At 65.5% G+C, this 17,734-nt stretch carries 16 protein-coding genes; 11 read left to right on the top strand and 5 right to left on the bottom strand.

Annotated elements, in window-relative coordinates:
- Positions 1–68: 68 nt before the first annotated feature.
- The 5 genes from rpsD (at position 69) to dsbD (ending at position 4,719) form a co-directional block, all read left to right on the top strand.
- Positions 69–692: a 30S ribosomal protein S4 gene (gene rpsD / locus AB4851_RS34035; RefSeq protein WP_414443694.1), complete on the top strand. Its 624-nt coding sequence runs from the start codon at positions 69–71 to the stop codon at positions 690–692.
- Positions 693–814: 122 nt separating this feature from the next.
- Positions 815–1,792, top strand: a complete 978-nt coding sequence (locus AB4851_RS34030) for a DNA-directed RNA polymerase subunit alpha (RefSeq protein ID WP_414443695.1) — start codon at positions 815–817, stop codon at positions 1,790–1,792.
- Between the two features lie 142 nt (positions 1,793–1,934).
- The gene (gene rplQ, locus AB4851_RS34025) at positions 1,935–2,327 is read left to right on the top strand and encodes a 50S ribosomal protein L17 (protein WP_414443696.1); all 393 of its coding nucleotides are present in this window, start codon (positions 1,935–1,937) and stop codon (positions 2,325–2,327) included.
- A 144-nt stretch (positions 2,328–2,471) separates the two neighbouring features.
- Positions 2,472–2,798 carry a divalent-cation tolerance protein CutA gene (gene cutA, locus AB4851_RS34020; protein WP_414443697.1) on the top strand — a complete coding sequence of 109 codons (327 nt, stop codon included), beginning with the start codon at positions 2,472–2,474 and terminating at the stop codon, positions 2,796–2,798.
- Complete coding sequence (dsbD, locus tag AB4851_RS34015) at positions 2,791–4,719, top strand: protein-disulfide reductase DsbD (protein ID WP_414450509.1); 1,929 nt, start codon at positions 2,791–2,793, stop codon at positions 4,717–4,719. Before cutA ends, dsbD begins: the two co-directional genes overlap by 8 nt.
- A 102-nt stretch (positions 4,720–4,821) precedes the next feature.
- Here the strand turns inward: dsbD and hemB are convergent, their stop codons facing one another.
- On the bottom strand, positions 4,822–5,820 hold the full coding sequence (gene hemB, locus AB4851_RS34010) for a porphobilinogen synthase (RefSeq protein WP_414443699.1): 999 nt from the start codon (positions 5,818–5,820) through the stop codon (positions 4,822–4,824).
- A 243-nt stretch (positions 5,821–6,063) separates the two neighbouring features.
- Positions 6,064–6,723: a ribosome biogenesis GTP-binding protein YihA/YsxC gene (gene yihA / locus AB4851_RS34005; protein WP_414450508.1), complete on the bottom strand. Its 660-nt coding sequence runs from the start codon at positions 6,721–6,723 to the stop codon at positions 6,064–6,066.
- 250 nt (positions 6,724–6,973) lie between these two features.
- Here yihA and AB4851_RS34000 point away from each other — a divergent pair, with 250 nt between their 5' ends.
- The 5 genes from AB4851_RS34000 to msrQ all read left to right on the top strand — a co-directional run bounded on the left by AB4851_RS34000 (position 6,974) and on the right by msrQ (position 12,985).
- Complete coding sequence (locus tag AB4851_RS34000; protein ID WP_414450507.1) at positions 6,974–7,621, top strand: c-type cytochrome; 648 nt, start codon at positions 6,974–6,976, stop codon at positions 7,619–7,621.
- Between the two features lie 123 nt (positions 7,622–7,744).
- On the top strand, positions 7,745–9,925 hold the full coding sequence (locus AB4851_RS33995; RefSeq protein WP_414450506.1) for a cytochrome c biogenesis protein ResB: 2,181 nt from the start codon (positions 7,745–7,747) through the stop codon (positions 9,923–9,925).
- A gap of 4 nt (positions 9,926–9,929) precedes the next feature.
- Positions 9,930–11,123 carry a c-type cytochrome biogenesis protein CcsB gene (gene ccsB / locus AB4851_RS33990; protein ID WP_414450505.1) on the top strand — a complete coding sequence of 398 codons (1,194 nt, stop codon included), beginning with the start codon at positions 9,930–9,932 and terminating at the stop codon, positions 11,121–11,123.
- Positions 11,124–11,283: 160 nt separating this feature from the next.
- On the top strand, positions 11,284–12,285 hold the full coding sequence (gene msrP, locus AB4851_RS33985; RefSeq protein WP_414450504.1) for a protein-methionine-sulfoxide reductase catalytic subunit MsrP: 1,002 nt from the start codon (positions 11,284–11,286) through the stop codon (positions 12,283–12,285).
- A gap of 10 nt (positions 12,286–12,295) precedes the next feature.
- Positions 12,296–12,985, top strand: coding sequence for a protein-methionine-sulfoxide reductase heme-binding subunit MsrQ (gene msrQ / locus AB4851_RS33980; RefSeq protein ID WP_414450503.1), 690 nt, complete (start codon positions 12,296–12,298; stop codon positions 12,983–12,985).
- Positions 12,986–13,115: 130 nt separating this feature from the next.
- Here msrQ and lysA read toward each other — a convergent pair whose 3' ends face one another.
- Entirely contained in the window at positions 13,116–14,387 is a 1,272-nt protein-coding gene (gene lysA, locus AB4851_RS33975) for a diaminopimelate decarboxylase (protein WP_414450502.1), read from the bottom strand.
- A 6-nt stretch (positions 14,388–14,393) separates the two neighbouring features.
- Positions 14,394–14,657: an LPS translocon maturation chaperone LptM gene (gene lptM / locus AB4851_RS33970; RefSeq protein ID WP_414450501.1), complete on the bottom strand. Its 264-nt coding sequence runs from the start codon at positions 14,655–14,657 to the stop codon at positions 14,394–14,396.
- A 36-nt stretch (positions 14,658–14,693) separates the two neighbouring features.
- Here lptM and cyaY point away from each other — a divergent pair, with 36 nt between their 5' ends.
- Entirely contained in the window at positions 14,694–15,020 is a 327-nt protein-coding gene (gene cyaY, locus AB4851_RS33965; RefSeq protein WP_414443706.1) for an iron donor protein CyaY, read from the top strand.
- A gap of 107 nt (positions 15,021–15,127) precedes the next feature.
- Here cyaY and AB4851_RS33960 read toward each other — a convergent pair whose 3' ends face one another.
- Entirely contained in the window at positions 15,128–17,629 is a 2,502-nt protein-coding gene (locus tag AB4851_RS33960) for a penicillin-binding protein 1A (RefSeq protein WP_414450500.1), read from the bottom strand.
- Between the last annotated feature and the right edge of the window lie 105 nt (positions 17,630–17,734).

Here is a 17,734-nt window from a genome sequence, read left to right as displayed (position 1 = left end):
TTCGGCCCAAAGGGCACGAACTAGCGCGGTTGTTGCAGCCGCGTGAAGCTAGATAGAGGAAACACAAAGTGGCACGTTATACCGGCCCCAAGGCCAAGCTGTCCCGCCGCGAAGGCACCGACCTGTTCCTGAAGAGCGCGCGCCGCTCGCTCGCCGACAAGTGCAAGCTTGACAGCAAGCCGGGTCAGCACGGCCGCACCTCGGGTGCGCGTACGTCCGACTACGGTACGCAGCTGCGTGAAAAGCAGAAGGTCAAGCGCATTTACGGTGTGCTGGAGCGCCAGTTCCGCCGTTACTTCGCCGATGCCGATCGTCGCAAGGGCAACACGGGTGAAAACCTGCTGCAACTGCTCGAATCGCGCCTGGACAACGTCGTGTACCGCATGGGCTTCGGCTCGACTCGCGCAGAAGCGCGCCAGCTCGTGGGCCACAAGGCCATCACGGTGAACGGCGTCGTGTCGAACATTCCGTCGCTGCAAGTCAAGGCTGGCGACGTCATCTCGATCCGCGAAAAGTCGAAGAAGCAAGCGCGTATCGTCGAAGCGCTGTCGCTGGCTGAACAAGGCGGCATGCCGAGCTGGGTCGCGGTCGACGCGAAGAAGTTCGAAGGCACGTTCAAGCAAGTGCCGGAGCGCGCTGAAATTGCAGGCGACATCAACGAAAGCCTGATCGTCGAATTGTATTCGCGTTAATCGGATTGATAGCCGAGGTACCCTGCTTGCGAAGCGCCGGCAGGGCCTCGGCTCTTCATTTTCAGGTGTTACCGGTCAGCCTTATCGGTGTAACGAGCCGAGGGTATTGAAAAGGAAAACCTATGCAAACCAGTTTGTTGAAACCCAAGATCATCGCCGTGGAATCGCTTGGCGAGAACCATGCGAGAGTGGTCATGGAGCCGTTCGAACGCGGCTATGGCCATACCTTGGGCAATGCGCTCCGTCGCGTGCTGCTGTCGTCGATGATCGGCTATGCGCCGACCGAGGTGACGATCGCCGGCGTGGTGCACGAGTATTCGACGCTTGATGGTGTGCAAGAGGATGTCGTCAACCTGCTGCTGAACCTGAAGGGCGTGGTGTTCAAGCTGCACAACCGCGACGAAGTCACGGTGACGCTGCGCAAGGATGGCGAAGGGATCGTGACGGCCGGCGACATCGAACTCGCGCATGACTGCGAGATCATCAACCCGGAACACGTGATCGCTCACTTGACGAAGGGCGGCAAGCTCGACGTTCAGATCAAGATCGAGAAGGGCCGCGGCTATGTGCCGGGCAACGTGCGTCGTTATGGCGAAGACTCCGCGAAGATCATCGGCCGCATCGTGCTCGACGCATCGTTCTCGCCGGTTCGCCGCGTCAGCTACTCGGTCGAAAGCGCCCGTGTCGAACAGCGTACCGACCTCGACAAGCTCGTGATGAACATCGAAACGAGCGGCGTGATCACCCCGGAAGAAGCGATCCGCCAGTCGGCTCGCATCCTGGTCGATCAGCTGTCGGTGTTCGCTGCGCTGGAAGGCACGGAAACGGCAGCGGAAGCACCGTCGCGTGCGCCGCAGATCGATCCGATCCTGCTGCGTCCGGTGGACGATCTCGAACTGACGGTTCGTTCCGCGAACTGCCTGAAGGCCGAGAACATCTACTACATCGGCGACCTGATCCAGCGTACGGAAAACGAGCTGCTGAAGACGCCGAACCTGGGCCGCAAGTCGCTGAACGAGATCAAGGAAGTCCTCGCTTCGCGTGGCCTGACGCTCGGCATGAAGCTCGAAAACTGGCCGCCGGCTGGTCTCGACAAGTAATCGCACGACAGTCATAGCGTCGTCATCTAGTCAAGACGCGGATTTTCCTTTAGAATCCGCGTCTTGCTTTTTCTACCGGCCCGTGCGCCCTTGAGGCGCGATAGAAGAGCTGGATCAAAACTTTGAATCAAGGAAACTGAAAATGCGTCACCGTCATGGTTTGCGGAAACTGAACCGCACGAGCAGCCACCGTCTGGCAATGCTCCGTAACATGTCCAATTCGCTGATCGAGCACGAAGTCATCAAGACCACGCTGCCGAAGGCCAAGGAACTGCGCAAGGTTGTCGAGCCCCTCATCACGCTGGGCAAGAAGCCGTCGCTGGCAAATCGTCGTCTGGCGTTCAACCGCCTGCGCGATCGTGACTCGGTCACGAAGCTGTTCGAAGTGCTGGGCCCGCGTTTCTCGACCCGCCCGGGCGGCTACCTGCGTATCCTGAAGTTCGGCTTCCGCGTTGGTGACAACGCGCCGATGGCACTGGTCGAATTGCTCGACCGTCCGGAAGTCTCGGAAGAGAACATCCAGGAAACGGAATAAGGTTTATCCGTTGTCCCAAAAAGCCAGGCCGATGCCTGGCTTTTTTGTTGCCTGGCGCTTTGTAAGCCCGCGCAGCGCACCGAGCGCGCAATGCCTGGGCCTGCGTTAGGATAGGGCGTTTTGCGAATGCCGCAGGAGACGTCGATGGTGATCGTTCTGATGATGACGACCGTGCCCGATGAGGCCACGGCCCGCTCGCTCGCCGATGGCGCGCTGGGCGGCCGGCTCGCGGCCTGCGTGTCGGAACTCGGCACGATCCGCTCGAGTTACCACTGGCAGGGCAAGATCGAATCCGCGGAGGAGATCCAGTTGTTGTTCAAGACGAGTGCCCAGCGCTCGCTCGAGCTCGAACGCTTCATCGCGTCCCATCATCCCTACGAGACGCCCGAAATCGTCTCGTGGCAGGCCACCGCATCCGACGCCTATGGCGCCTGGGTGGCGGCCGAAACTCAACGCCTGTTCCATGTCTGATCGTCAATTTACGGCCACCGGGTGGCGCCTGCTGCTCGCCGGTTTTGCCCTGTTTGCGGCGCTGTTCGGCCTGTCGTCGGCCGCGCGCGCCGATGCCGATTTCCTCGATCCTTCGGTCGCGTTCCGCTTCAGTTCGAGCGAAGCGCCGGGGCAGGTCGATCTGCACTTCAAGATCGCGGACGGCTACTACATGTACCGCGAGCGCTTCGTGTTCGCGGTGAAGAGCGGCAATGCGACGCTCGGCGACGCGCAGATGCCGGCCGGACATGTGAAGTACGACGAGACGTTCGCCAAGAACGTCGAAACCTATCGCGGCGACCTGGTCGTGCATCTGCCGGTGACGAAGGCGTCCGGGCCGTTCGACCTGTCGGTGACGTCCCAGGGTTGCGCCGACGGCGGGATCTGCTATCCGCCGGCCGAGCATGTGGTGCACGTCGATGGCGCGGCGCTGACGGCGGCGGCCGCGCAATCGGTGGCGCCGCAATCCTCCGCAGCGCCTGCCTCCCCGGCGGCCCCGTCGATATCCGCTCCGGCTGCTGCTACCCCCACCGCCGCTGCAACCGACGGTAGCTGGTACGAGCGCGTGACGAGCGCCGATTACGCTCAATCGCTGCTCGAAGGCCATGGTTTCGTGACGATCCTCGCGCTGTTCTTCGTCGCCGGCATGGTGTTGAGCCTCCTGCCCTGCTCCTATCCGATGATCCCGATCCTCTCGGCGATCATCATCGGCGAAGGCACGCAGGCCACGCGCACGCGCAGTTTCCTGCTGTCGCTGACCTACGTGGTGGGGATGGCGCTGGTCTATACGGTGCTCGGGATTGCTGCGGCGCTGGTCGGGCAGAGCCTCGGCGCATGGCTGCAGAACCCGTGGATGCTCGGCGCGTTCGGCCTGCTGCTGACGGTGTTCGCGTTGACGCTGATCGGCGGCATCGACATCTCGCTGCCGCAACGCTGGCAGGACGGCGCCGCGCAGGCGTCGAGCCGCCGTTCCGGCGGCCGCTTCCTGGCGGTCGCGACGATGGGCGCGCTGTCGGCGCTGGTGGTCGGTGCCTGCATGACGGCGCCGCTGTTCGCCGTGCTGGCGTTCATCGCACACACCGGCAACGCGTTGCTGGGCGGCGCCGCGCTGTTCGCGATGGGGCTCGGCCTCGGCGTGCCGTTGCTGATCATCGGCCTGGGCGCCGGCACGCTGCTGCCGCGCGCGGGTGCTTGGATGGACGGCGTGAAGGTGTTCTTCGGCGTGGTGCTGCTTGCAGCCGCGCTCTGGATCGTCTGGCCGGTGCTCGGCGGGTCGCTGCAGATCGGCCTGGCCGCGCTCTGGCTGCTGATTGCCGCCGCCGCGACCGGCTTGTTCACGCCGGCCGCGGGCGGCACCTCGATCTGGCGCCGTCTGGGCCGGGGCGTGGGCGCGGCGTTCGCGATCTGGGCCGCGGTGCTGCTGGTGGGCCTCGCCGCCGGTTCGACCGATCCGTTGCGTCCGCTGTCGGTGTTTGCCTCGCGAGGCGGCGCAGCCACTGCGCCCGGCGCGGCGGTGGCGGCCGCGCACGAAGGCCCGGTGTTCGCGCCGGTGCGCTCCAGCGCGGAGCTGGATCAGGTGGTCAAGACCGCCGGCCGCCCCGTGATGCTCGATTTCTATGCCGACTGGTGCGTGTCGTGCAAGGAGATGGAGCACCTGACCTTCACCGATCCGCGCGTGCAGGCGCGCCTGGCGCAACTGCATCTGGTGCGCGCCGACGTCACGGCCAATAACGCCGACGATCAGGCGCTGCTGAAGCGCTTCGGCTTGTTCGGGCCGCCGGGCATCATCGTGTTCGGCGCCGACGGGCACGAGCTGGGCCGCGTGGTCGGCTATCAAGCGGCCGACCGCTTCCTGCGCAGCCTCGATCGCGCCGGTGCGCCGGTGACCTCGCCCGCGGCTTGAGCAGGGGCGGCGAGCCTCATCGCCGCCGCATGAAAAACGGCGAAGCGCTGAACACGCTTCGCCGTTTTTGCATTTCGCAGCGCGCCGTCGGGCGCGCGCGGCTTACTTCTGGTCGCGCAGCAACCGGGCCGCGTCGAGCGCGAAATAGGTCAGCACGCCGTCCGCGCCCGCGCGCTTGAACGCGAGCAGCGATTCGAGCACCACCTTGTCGTGGTCGAGCCAGCCGTTCTGCGCGGCGGCCTTCAGCATCGCGTACTCGCCGCTGACCTGATAGACGTAGGTCGGGAAGCGGAACTCGTCCTTCACGCGGCGCACGATATCGAGGTAGGGCATGCCCGGCTTCACCATCACCATGTCCGCGCCTTCCTCGATGTCGAGCCGGACTTCACGCAGCGCCTCGTCGGAATTCGACGGATCCATCTGGTACGTCATCTTGTTGCTCTTGCCGAGGTTCGAGGCCGAGCCGACCGCATCGCGGAACGGGCCGTAGAACGCCGACGCGAACTTGGCCGAGTAGGCCATGATGCGCGTGTGGATATGGCCGTCGCTTTCGAGCGCTTCGCGGATCGAGCCGATCCGGCCGTCCATCATGTCCGACGGCGCGACGATGTCGACGCCGGCTTCGGCCTGCGCGAGCGCCTGCTCGACCAGGATCTCGATCGTGTCGTCGTTGATCACGTAGCCGTTGGCGTCGAGCACGCCGTCCTGGCCATGGCTCGTGTACGGATCGAGTGCCACATCGGTCAGCACGCCGAGGTCCGGGAAATGCTTTTTCAGCTCGCGCACGGCGCGCGGGATCAGGCCGGCCGGGTTGGTCGCCTCGCGACCGTCGGGCGTCTTCAGCGACGGCTCGATGGCCGGAAACAGGGACAGCACGGGCACGCCGAGCGCGACGCATTGTTCGGCCACACCCATCAGCAGATCGACCGAGACGCGCTCGACGCCGGGCATCGACGGCACCGCCTGGCGCACGTTGGTGCCTTCGACGACGAAGACGGGCAGGATCAGATCGTTGGTGGTGAGGATGTTTTCACGCATCAGGCGACGCGAGAAATCGTCGCGGCGCATTCTGCGCGGGCGATGCAAGGGATGGAGGCTCATGACGGAATCGCTGGAATCAGTCTGAAGGTTGGCTTACGGCAGCCTTCGGTGAAATTTCGAGACAATGGTATATGATAGCGATCGAGTTCCGCGTAAGCGCGGCACTCCCCGCTTCTCCTCCCTGAGCGGGTGCCTGTCGTAGTTTGATTAGGCTGTTTGACCCGCCGTTTCACGGCGGGTTTTTTTATGCGCTAACCGACGGCAAGCCTCCGTTCGGGGCCGCGCCTCTACGGCGCGGAGCGGTCATTCTGCTACAGCTGCGTCATTTTCGCCGGCGACCGACGGACGCAGCCAGCCTTCGATTTGCGTGTGCGCGTCGTCGATCCCCACGCGCTTGAGCGCCGAAAACAACTGGCAGGTCAGCTCGCCTGCATAGCCGGCTTCGCGATAGGCCTTCAGTTCGTTCTGCGTGCCGCGCAGCGCGAGGATGCTTTCTTGGCGAGTCAATTTGTCGCATTTCGTCAGCAGCGTGTGGATCGGCTTGCCGGTCGGCGCGAACCACTCGATCATGCGGCGGTCCAGATCGGTCAGCGGCCGGCGCGAATCCATCATCAGGATCATGCCGCGCAATTGGGACCGGGTCTTCAGATAGGCCGACAGCAGTGCTTCCCAATGCGCCTTGGCCGCGTTGGGTACTTCCGCGTAGCCGTAGCCGGGCAGGTCGACCAGATTGGCGATCGGTTCGGCTTCGGGGCCGACCGAGAAATAATTGATGTGCTGGGTGCGGCCGGGCGTTTTCGACGCGAAGGCAAGCCGTTTCTGATTGCACAGGATGTTGATTGCCGTCGATTTGCCCGCGTTGGACCGGCCGGCAAACGCGATTTCCGGGATCACCGTGGGCGGCAAATCGCGCAGATGATTGACGGTCGTATAGAAACGGGCTTGATGGAGCAGGAAGGCCATGGGAGCGGAGGGGGGCGAGGGCGCGCTGGGGCGCGCGTGAAGGCGGGATGCCCCGCAATGATCCGCTCGGTTGGATACACGGAAATCCGCGCAATAACCCTGATAGCCGGAACGGGGCTTTAAACACCATATTGTACAATACGGCGGTTTCCGCGAAGCCCTGCGGGCGGGTTGCAGAGGTTTTCTGCTGTAGACTGGCTACCGTCGTTTGCAAAACTCAAATTCCCACAAGACGAAACAGGGTGTGCGAATGAATCGACTGTGCAAGTCTCTGATCACGCTTCAGGTTGCGGCAGGGTTCACGGGTTTCGCGACACAGGCGTACGCAGCGGAACCGGCCAAGCCGGATCTCGAGCGCGGCAAGGCGATCGCCACGGCGGTCTGCGCATCGTGTCATGGCGCGGACGGCAACAGCGCAACGGCGGCGTTTCCCAAGCTGGCCGGCCAGCATCCCGAATATCTGCTCAAGCAACTGCACGATTTCAAGACGCAGCCGGGTGCGAAAGCACCGGCGCGCAGCAGTGCGGTGATGGCCGGGTTTGCCGGCGCGTTGAGCGAGGCGGATGCGCGTAACGTGGCCGCCTATTACGGTTCGCAAACGGCAAAACCGGGTGTCGCGCGCGACGCGGCCACGGTCGCGCTGGGCCAGAAGATCTACCGTGGCGGGATCGCCGAGAAGGGCGTGCCGGCGTGTGCCAGTTGTCATGGCCCGACCGGGCAGGGCATCCCGGCGCAGTATCCGCGCCTGTCGGGGCAGTGGGCCGATTACACGGTCACGCAACTCACGGCCTTCCAGCAGGGCGCACGCAACAACAACGAGCCGATGCATCAGATCGCATCGCGCCTGTCGGACAGCGAAGTGAAGGCGGTGGCCGATTACGTGGCCGGCCTGCACTGAGCGCGACGGGCAACGGATGGTCCGCCTGTCATCGCGGGTGACGGGTACAAGAACGAAAGAAAGGGTGGGGCGCTTGCCGGCAGGTGTGCGCCTTGCCCTTTTTTGTTGTCAGTCGGAGTGTGAATGAGCGTCACCACGTCGGGAATCGAGACGAAAACGCGCCGCGGCGCGCTGAACACCGCGATCGAGCTGATCAGTTCGATGCGCTTCGCGATCGCGCTGCTCGTCGTATTGGCGATCGCGAGCATCATCGGCACCGTCCTCACGCAGGACGATCCCTATCCGAACTACGTGAACCAGTTCGGCCCGTTCTGGGCCGACATCTTCCGCTCGATCGGCCTGTACACGGTCTACAGCGCCTGGTGGTTCATGCTGATCCTGCTGTTCCTGGTGGTGTCGCTGTCGCTGTGCGTGATCCGCAACGGCCCGAAGATGCTGGCCGACGCCCGCAACTGGAAGGACAAGGTGCGCGAAGGCAGCCTGCGCGCGTTCCATCACAAGGCCGAGTACACCGTCGAGGGCGATCGTGTGGGGGTGGCCACGGCGCTGTCGGCGTTCGTCGCCAAGGCCGGCTACAAGCAGGTGGTGCGCGAATCGGATGGCGCGACGCTGATCGCGGCCAAGCGCGGTGCGCTGACCAAGTACGGCTACATTTCGGCCCACCTCGCGATCGTCGTGATCTGCATCGGCGGCCTGCTCGACAGCAACCTGCCGATCCACTTCCAGATGTGGCTGTTCGGCAAGTCGCCCGTCAACACCAGCGTCGCGATCAGCGAGATCGGGCCGGAACACCGGTTGTCGGCGTCGAACCCCACGTTCCGCGGCTATGCCTGGGTGCCCGAGGGGCAGTACGTGTCCACCGCGATCCTGAACCAGCCGAGCGGCTCGCTGATCCAGGATCTGCCGTTCTCGATCCAGCTCGACAAGTTCATCGTCGATTACTACTCGACCGGCATGCCGAAGCTGTTCGCGAGCGATATCGTCGTGATCGACCGCGCCACCGGCAAGCGGATCCCGGCGCGCGTCGAGGTCAACAAGCCGTTCACCTACAAGGGCGTGTCGATCTATCAGTCGAGCTTCCAGGACGGCGGCTCGCAGATGCAGATGACGGCGTTTCCGATGACGGGCGGCAGCGACAAGACCTTCCCGGTGAACGGCGTGATCGGCAACGCCGCGCCGCTGGCCGGCCACGACGGCGATACGATCGAATTCGCCGATTTCCGCGCGATCAACGTCGAGAACATCACCGACGCGAACGGCAAGACCGACGTGCGCGGCGTGGGCGCGTCCCATTCGCTCAAGGAGGCGTTCGACGAGCGGCTCGGCTCGGGCGCGAAGACGTCGAACCCGGTGAATCTGCACAACGTCGGCCCGTCGATCCAGTACAAGGTGCGCGGCAAGGACGGCCAGGCGCGCGAATTCAACAACTACATGCTGCCGGTCGAGGTCGGCGGCGACCGGATGTTCCTGGCCGGCATGCGCGTGAGCCCGAACGATCCGTTCCGCTATCTGCGGATTCCGGCCGATGCCGACGATTCGATCGCCGAATGGATGCGAATTCGCGCGGCGCTGGAAGATCCGGCGGTGCGCACCGAAGCCGCCGCGCGCTTCGCGCAGGCGTCCCTGCCGAGCGCCGACGCGGGCCTGCGCACCCGGCTCGACGACAGCGCGCTGCGTGTCCTGACCCTGTTCGCCGGCGCCGACGCGAGCGCGGGCCATCAGCCGGACGGCGCGCCGATGGGCGGCTTCCAGGCGGTGGCCGGCTTCATCGATCAATCGGTGCCGAAGGCCGAACAGGAGAAGGCCGCCGGCTTGCTGCTGCGCATGCTGGAAGGTGCGATGTGGCAGGTCTGGGCGGTCGCGCGCGAGCACGCGGGGCTGCAACCGGTCGCGCAATCGGCCGACACGGCGCGTTTCGTGCAGAACGCCATCAACGCGCTGTCGGACAGCTTTCTGTACGGCGCGCCGGTGTATTTGCGGCTGGATTCATATAAGCAGGTGCAGGCTTCGGTATTCCAGTTGACACGCGCGCCTGGTAAAAATCTGGTGTATCTTGGCAGCCTGCTGCTGGTGTTCGGCATCTTTTCGATGTTCTACGTGCGCGAACGCCGGCTCTGGTTCTGGCTCAAGGATACGCAGGCGGGAGTGGCTGTCGTGATGGCGATGTCCACGGCCCGCAGGACCTTCGATTTCGAGAGGGAATTCGCGCAGACGCGCGATGCGGCGGGCGCGGTGCTGGGCGCCGAGCCGCAAACCGCGGCTCCGGCCGCGCGCGACGCCGAGCTCCCCGACTCCCCACGGTAACGTCATGGCTCTCATCCAGGCTTCTTCGTCTCCCTCGCCGCGCGGCCGCGCCGATGCGTCGGCCCTGCCGCTGTTCGACGATCGCCCGTTCTGGCGCCGCCTGTCGCCGGTCGACTGGCTGTTCGCGCTGGCGATGGTCGCCGGCGCCGGTTTTGCCCTGGTGCACTACCAGGCGCACATGGATTACTACGATCAGGTCGTGATGACGGGCGCGACCGTCGCGCTGATCGGGCTGGGCTGGCGCTGGAAGCCGGCGCGGCTGCTGATGGCGCTGATCGCCTGCACGTCGCTGCTGTCGCTGCAGATCTATCACGGCGATCTCTCTCGCGCCGATTCCGCGTTCTTCCTCAAGTATTTCCTGTCGAGCCAGTCGGCGATCCTCTGGATGAGCGCGCTGTTCGTGTTCGCCACGGTGTTCTACTGGATCGGCCTGCTGAGCCGCTCGCCCACGGGCGCGGCGATCGGCCAGAAGATGACCTGGGCCGCCGTGCTGATGGGCTTCACGGGCCTGATGGTGCGCTGGTACGAGTCCTACCTGATCGGTGCGGACGTCGGCCATATCCCGGTGTCGAACCTCTATGAAGTGTTCGTGCTGTTCAGCCTGATCACGGCGCTGCTCTATCTGTACTACGAAGGACATTACGGCACGCGTGCGCTCGGCGCGTTCGTGCTGCTGGTGATCAGCGCGGCCGTCGGCTTCCTGATGTGGTACTCGATCGCGCGCGACGCGCAGCAGATCCAGCCGCTGGTGCCCGCGCTGCAAAGCTGGTGGATGAAGATCCACGTGCCGGCCAACTTCATCGGCTACGGCAGCTTCGCGTTGTCGGCGATGGTCAGCGTGGCCTACCTGCTGAAGTCGCGCGGCGTGCTGGCCGATCGCTTGCCTCCCCTCGAAGTGCTCGACGACGTGATGTACAAGTCGATCGCGGTGGGCTTCGCGTTCTTCACGATCGCGACGATCCTCGGCGCGTTGTGGGCGGCCGAAGCGTGGGGCGGCTACTGGAGCTGGGACCCGAAGGAAACCTGGGCGCTGATCGTCTGGCTGAACTACGCGGCCTGGCTGCACATGCGGCTCATGAAGGGCTTGCGCGGCAGCGTGGCGGCCTGGTGGGCGCTGACGGGCCTGCTCGTCACCACGTTCGCGTTCCTCGGCGTGAACATGTTCCTGTCGGGGCTGCACAGCTACGGCAAGCTGTAGGCCAGGGTGCCGAAGGCTGCCTGAAACGGATTCGAAAACCGCCGCCGCGTCGTTCGCGAGCGGCGGTTTTTTGTTGCACCGCCCGCCGGGCTGCCCGGTACGGCGGAATTTGTCGGTTCACTGCTTGATCGCTGGCGGGAAGGCCGGCGCGGAGATGCCCATGTTGATCAGAACCACGCGCCGGCAGTTGCTTGCCGGCGACGACATTCCGCGCGACGAGATCACGCCGTCGTCGGTGTTCGCGGCGCGCCGCGGCCTGTTGCGCGCGGCCGGTGCCGGCGCGGCGCTGGCGGGCGGCCTTGGCGGCGTGCCCGGCGCGGCGTTCGCGGCCTATCGCTCGCCGAACTCGTCGGCGCATCCGCTCGCGGCCACCACCAATGCGAAGTTCGTGGTGCCCGACAAGGTCACGCCGTACCAGGACGTCACCACCTACAACAACTTCTACGAATTCGGCACCGACAAGGGCGATCCCGCGCAGAACGCCGGCTCGCTGCGGCCGCGGCCGTGGCGCGTCAGCGTCGAGGGCGCGGTGAAGACGCCGAAGGTCTACGACATCGACGAGCTGTTGAAGCTCGCGCCGCTCGAAGAGCGCGTCTATCGGCACCGCTGCGTCGAGGGCTGGTCGATGGTGATTCCGTGGATCGGCATTCCGCTGGCCGAGCTGATCCGGCGCGTGCAGCCGAGCCCGAGCGCGAAATACGTGCAGTTCGTCACGCTGGCCGACCCGTCGCAGATGCCGGGGCTGTCGGCGCCGGTTCTCGACTGGCCCTATTCGGAAGGGCTGCGGCTCGACGAGGCGATGAACCCGCTCGCGCTGCTGACGATGGGCGTCTACGGCCAGGTGCTGCCGAACCAGAACGGTGCGCCGGTGCGGCTCGTGGTGCCCTGGAAATACGGCTTCAAGAGCGCCAAGTCGATCGTCAAGATCCGCTTTGTCGAACAGCAGCCGAAGACGAGCTGGAACACCTACGCGCCCACCGAATACGGTTTCTATTCGAACGTGAACCCCGAGGTCGATCATCCGCGCTGGAGCCAGGCGACCGAGCGGCGCATCGGCGAGGACGGCTTCTTCACGCCGAAGCGCAAGACGCTGATGTTCAACGGCTACGGCGATCTGGTCGCATCGATGTATCGCGGCATGGATCTGCGCAAGAACTTCTAGGCGGCGCGGCGTGGACGACAATCTGCAGACGCCGGCCGGCGGCGCGGGAACGGTGCAGCCGCGCGGCGCGAGCCGCCGGGTGGCGCCGCCCGCCGGGCCGCGCTGGGTGCGCATCGCCAAGCCGCTGGTGTTCCTCGCCGGGCTGTTTCCGCTCGCGCGGCTCGTGGTGCTCGGCTTCACGGGCGGGCTCGGTGCGAACCCGGTGGAATTCGTCACGCGCTCGACCGGGCTCTGGACGCTCGTGATCCTCTGCGTGACGCTGGCGGTCACGCCGCTGCGGCGCATCGCCGGGCTGAACGCGCTGCTGCGCCTGCGGCGCATGATCGGCCTGTTCGCGTTCTTCTACGCCGCGCTGCACTTCACGACCTACTTCTGGTTCGACAAGTGGTTCGACCTGGCGGCGATCCTGCGCGACGTGGTCAAGCGGCCGTTCATCACGGTCGGCTTCGCGGCGTTCGTGCTGCTGATTCCGCTTGCGCTGACCTCGCCGCGCGCGATGGTGCGCCGGCTCGGCCGGCATTGGCAGCGGCTGCACCGGCTGATCTACGCGATCGCGTTGCTCGCGATCCTGCATTTCTGGTGGATGCGGGCCGGCAAGCACGATCTCGCGCTGCCGAAGCTTTATGGCGCGATCGTGCTGGTGCTGCTCGGTTGGCGCGTGGCCACCGCGTTGCTCGGGCCGCGCCGCGAGGCACCCTGAAGCCGGAATGCAAGGAGGTTGGCGCGACCGACCGATCGCACCGGCGGGCATGAAAAAAGCGACGCAAGCCGGAGGGCCTGCGTCGCTTTTTTCATAGGGCGGAGCGGATGCCGGGCAAGGCCCGGCAGGCTTATTCCGCGTCGGGCAGGATCGCTTCGCTGCCGAACAGGTCTTCCATCGTCTCGCGCGGGCGCACGAGGTACGCGTTCACGCCGTCGACCATCACCTCGGCCGCGCGCGGGCGCGTGTTGTAGTTCGAACTCATGACGAAGCCGTAGGCGCCGGCCGAGCGGATCGCCAGCAGATCGCCGGGCGCGATCGCCAGCGTGCGCTCGCGGCCGAGCCAGTCGCCGCTTTCGCAGACGGGGCCGACCACGTCGTACACGGCGCTCGGGTGAGCGCTGGTTTCCTTGACGGGCACGATCGCGTGGTACGCCTCGTACATCGCCGGGCGCGCGAGATCGTTCATCGCGGCGTCGACGATCGCGAAGTTCTTCTCCTCGCCCGGCTTCAGGAATTCGACGCGCGTGAGCAGGATGCCGGCGTTGCCCGTCAGCGAGCGGCCCGGCTCGAAATACACTTCGCGCTGGCCGTGGCCGCGCGCGTCGAGCTTCTCGAACAGCGCCGCGACGAACACGCCGATCTCGGGCGGCGTTTCGTCCGAATAGGTGATGCCGAGGCCGCCGCCGATATCGATGTGATGGATCGCCGTGCCGTCGGCCTCGATCTGTTCGACGAGATCGAGCACCTTGTCGAGCGCGTCGAGATACGGGCTCAGTTCGGTGATCTGCGAGCCGATGTGGCAATCGATGCCGACCACCGAGAGGTTCGGCAACCGGGCCGCCGTGCGGTACGTTTCGCGCGCGTCGGCGAATGCGACGCCGAACTTGTTGGCTTTCAGGCCCGTCGAGATGTACGGATGCGTTTTCGGATCGACGTCGGGGTTCACGCGCAGCGAAACCGGCGCGCGCTTGCCGAGCGAGCCGGCCACTTCGTTGAGGCGGTCGAGCTCGGGAATCGATTCGACGTTGAAGCATTTGACGCCGGCTTCGAGCGCGATGCGCATTTCGTCGGCGTTCTTGCCGACGCCCGAGAACACCACGTTTTCCGCCTTGCCGCCTGCCGCCAGCACGCGCGCCAGTTCGCCGCCCGACACGATGTCGAAGCCCGCGCCGAGCCGCGCGAACACGTTCAGCACGCCGAGGTTGCTGTTCGATTTCACGGCGACGTGGACCGCCGCGCGGCGGCCCTCGCAGGCTTTCGCGTAGGCCTGATAGGCGGCCGTCAGCGCGGCGCGCGAATAGACATAGAGCGGGGTATCGAAGTGTTCGGCGAGCTTGTCGACGGGGATGCTTTCGGCGTGCAGCGTGCCGTTGGCGTAATCAAATGCGGGGTGAGTCATCCGGAATCATCGAGTGGGATTGGCGGCGGACGCCGGGGCCGGCGCGGAGAGCGCGGGCGAAAGCTGCAGGGACGTGCCCGAGGTGCCGGCGGCATCGGACGCGGCGCTCGGGGCCGTATCGGATGCGTCGGGTTGCAGGCCGGGTTGCGTCTCGAGGACGGGCTTCGGGGGCAACGGCGGCACGACGGGCAGATAGAGCGCGCCGCGTTGACCGCAGCCGGCCAGCGCCAAAGCCGCTACAATCGCGCTCATCTGGAAAACGACACGCATGATCGTCCCTAAACAATTGAATCGACAGAGTTTAGCATGAGCGATACTGAATACCTGACCCGCGCCGAGGCTGTTCTGGCGGCCGTCGAGCGCTGCGTGGACACCGCCAACGAAGGCGATCTCGACATCGATCTGGGCCGCAACGGCAGCGTCATCACGCTGAGTTTCGAGAACGGCACGAAGATCATCATCAACCTGCAGCCTCCGATGAAGGAAGTGTGGATCGCCGCGAAATCGGGCGGCTTCCATTACCGCTTCGTCGACGGCGCCTGGCGCGACACGCGCTCGGGCGACGAGTTCTTCGAGGCACTCACGCGCTACGCGAGCGAACAGGCCGGGGAGCCGGTGCCGTTCAGCGCCTGAGCGTCGATCACGCAGCCCGCTGCCCGGTTCGGAAATCGGGCGGCATCAAGCAAAAGAGCGACCCGTGGGTCGCTCTTTTGCGTTGCGGGGCATGAACGCGAGCCGCGTCAGTTGCCGCCCTCGAACAGGTTCATGATGTCCTGCCGCTCCTGCGAATCGACGTGCGGGATCGAGGCATCGGTCGGTGCGGCCGCCTGCGCGACGCCGACGGTCGGCACGAAGCCGTGGCCCGGCGTGAAGTCGCTGAAGAACAGCTCGCCGCCGATCACGGTGACGTCGTCCGGCTTCGGCATCGTGTATTCGGGCACGTTTTTCAGCGACGGCCCCATGTAGTCGATCCACACCGGCAGCGAAAGGCCGCCGCCGGTTTCGCGATCGCCGAGGCTGCGCGGGCTGTCGTAGCCGATCCAGGCAATCGCGGCCAGCGTGTGCTGGAAGCCCGCGAACCACGCATCGCGCGAATCGTTGGTGGTGCCGGTCTTGCCGCCGAGATCGGTGCGCTTGAGCACGTTGGTTTTCGCGCCGGTGCCGTGCTGCGCCACGCTTTGCAGCAGGCTGTTCATCACGTAGGCGTTGCGCGCGTCGATCGCCCGCGGCGCGTTCTGCTCGGCCACCAGCGGCTGCGCGCGTGCCACCACGCTGCCGTTCGCGTCGGTGATCTCGGCGATCAGGTACGGATTGACGCGATAGCCGCCGTTGGCGAACACCGAGTACGCGCCCGCCATCTGCAGCGGCGTGACGAGGCCGGCGCCGAGCGCCATCGGCAGATAGGCCGGGTGACGATCGGCGTCGAAGCCGAAGCGCGTGATGTATTGCTGCCCGTACTTGGTGCCGATGAAGTTCAGGATCCGGATCGACACCAGGTTGCGCGAGCGCATCAGCGCCGTGCGCATCGGCTCGGGGCCGTCGAAGCCGCCGCCGTAGTTCTTCGGCTCCCACGGCTGGCCGCCCGTTTCGGCGGCGCTGAAGTAGAGCGGGCCGTCGTTGATGATGGTCGACGGCGCGAGGCCCTTGTCGAGCGAGGCCGAATAGATGAACGGCTTGAAGCTCGAACCGGGTTGCCGCCACGCCTGCGTGACGTGGTTGAACTTGTTCTTGTTGAAATCGAAGCCGCCCACCAGCGAACGGATCGCGCCGTTCTGCGGCACGATCGAGATGAACGCGCCTTCGACCTGCGGCAATTGCGTGATCGCCCAGTCGCCGCTGTCGGTCTTGACCACGCGCACGATCGCGCCGGGCCGGATCTTGCGGTTCGGCTGGGCGTTGGCGGCCAGCGCGGCCGAGGCGAAGCGCAGGTTGGTGCCGCCGACGGTGGCGCTGCTGCCGTCCATGAAACTGACCTGGATCTGCTTCGGATCGACGCTGGTGACGACGGCGGCGATCAGTTCGCCGTTGTCGGGATGGTCGAGCAGCGCGTCGTCGATCGCCTGCTCGCGCTGCGAGGCATCGGCCGGCAATTCGATGAACGCTTCCGGGCCGCGATAGCCGTGACGGCGCTCGTAGTCCATCAGGCCGCGGCGCAGCGCCTGATAGGCGAGCGTCTGGTCGGCCGAATCGACCGTGGTGACCACGTTGAACCCGCGCGTGTAGGTTTCATCCTTGTACTGCGCGTACATCATCTGCCGGACCATTTCCGCGATGTATTCGGCGTGCACGCTGTATTCGCGCGTCGCGCTCTTGACCACCAGCGGCTGCGCAACCGCTTCGTCGTACTGATCGCGCGTGATGAAGTTCAGCTCCAGCATGCGTTGCAGGATGTACTGCTGGCGCACCTTCGCGCGTTTCGGATTGACCACCGGGTTGTAGGCCGACGGCGCCTTCGGCAGCCCGGCCAGCATCGCGGCCTCGGCGAGCGTCAGATCCTTCAGGTCCTTGCCGAAATACACGCGCGCGGCGCTCGCGAAGCCGTACGCGCGCTGGCCGAGATAGATCTGATTCATGTACACCTCGAGAATCTGATCCTTCGTCAGCGCACGCTCGATGCGGTACGCGAGCAGCATTTCGTAGATCTTGCGCGTGTAGGTTTTCTCGCTCGACAGGAAGAAGTTGCGCGCGACCTGCATCGTGATCGTGCTGGCGCCCTGCGTGGCGTGGCCGTTGGTCAGCGCCACCACGCCGGCACGCGCGATGCCGGTCAGATCGACGCCGCCGTGTTCGTAGAAGCGCGCGTCCTCGATGGCGAGGATCGCCTTCTTCAGCGAATCGGGCACGTCCTGGATATGGACGATGTCGCGGCGCTCCTCGCCGAATTCGCCGATCAGCACGTGATCGGACGTGTAGATGCGCAGCGGCACCTTGGGCCGGTAGTCGGTCAGCGCCTCGAGCGACGGCATGTTGGGCCACGCGACCACGAGCGCATAGCCGAGCACGAGGCCCGCGCACACCACGGCCGCCACGCACAGCCCCACCAGGGCGAGCAGCAGCTTCAGCCACCACGGCCGCTTGCGGGGCGGGGGCGGGGGCGGCGGCGGCGGTGGTGGTTCCGCCGCCGGGGGGAGCGGAGGCGGCGGCTGCGGCGGCTCGCCGGCCGACGGCGTCTCGCCAGCCCGGGGCCAGGTCGGTTCGCTCGCCTGCGGCGGCGTCGAGGGATTCGTGGGTTGCATAGGCATACCGAAAAACGGACACGCGATTATAAACGCCCGGTATGCACGTTCATGGTGCCTGTCCGAACGGATAAGACGACGGGAAATTTCGCCGCTTTGCTGGCCATCCGG

It is taken from the genome of Burkholderia sp. 22PA0099 (assembly GCF_047497165.1).
In the GTDB taxonomy this organism is placed as follows: Bacteria; Pseudomonadota; Gammaproteobacteria; order Burkholderiales; family Burkholderiaceae; genus Burkholderia.
This window is presented reverse-complemented; position numbering and strand designations above follow the sequence as displayed.

Bases quoted from the DNA above. Each gene is read 5' to 3' on its own strand.
- AB4851_RS34030 (WP_414443695.1), top strand. From the start codon at position 815: ATGCAAACCAGTTTGTTGAAACCCAAGATCATCGCCGTGGAATCGCTT.
- rplQ (WP_414443696.1), top strand. From the start codon at position 1,935: ATGCGTCACCGTCATGGTTTGCGGAAACTGAACCGCACGAGCAGCCAC.
- cutA (WP_414443697.1), top strand. From the start codon at position 2,472: ATGGTGATCGTTCTGATGATGACGACCGTGCCCGATGAGGCCACGGCC.
- dsbD (WP_414450509.1), top strand. From the start codon at position 2,791: ATGTCTGATCGTCAATTTACGGCCACCGGGTGGCGCCTGCTGCTCGCC.
- hemB (WP_414443699.1), bottom strand. From the start codon at position 5,820: ATGAGCCTCCATCCCTTGCATCGCCCGCGCAGAATGCGCCGCGACGAT.
- yihA (WP_414450508.1), bottom strand. From the start codon at position 6,723: ATGGCCTTCCTGCTCCATCAAGCCCGTTTCTATACGACCGTCAATCAT.
- AB4851_RS34000 (WP_414450507.1), top strand. From the start codon at position 6,974: ATGAATCGACTGTGCAAGTCTCTGATCACGCTTCAGGTTGCGGCAGGG.
- AB4851_RS33995 (WP_414450506.1), top strand. From the start codon at position 7,745: ATGAGCGTCACCACGTCGGGAATCGAGACGAAAACGCGCCGCGGCGCG.
- ccsB (WP_414450505.1), top strand. From the start codon at position 9,930: ATGGCTCTCATCCAGGCTTCTTCGTCTCCCTCGCCGCGCGGCCGCGCC.
- msrP (WP_414450504.1), top strand. From the start codon at position 11,284: ATGTTGATCAGAACCACGCGCCGGCAGTTGCTTGCCGGCGACGACATT.
- lysA (WP_414450502.1), bottom strand. From the start codon at position 14,387: ATGACTCACCCCGCATTTGATTACGCCAACGGCACGCTGCACGCCGAA.
- lptM (WP_414450501.1), bottom strand. From the start codon at position 14,657: ATGCGTGTCGTTTTCCAGATGAGCGCGATTGTAGCGGCTTTGGCGCTG.
- cyaY (WP_414443706.1), top strand. From the start codon at position 14,694: ATGAGCGATACTGAATACCTGACCCGCGCCGAGGCTGTTCTGGCGGCC.
- AB4851_RS33960 (WP_414450500.1), bottom strand. From the start codon at position 17,629: ATGCCTATGCAACCCACGAATCCCTCGACGCCGCCGCAGGCGAGCGAA.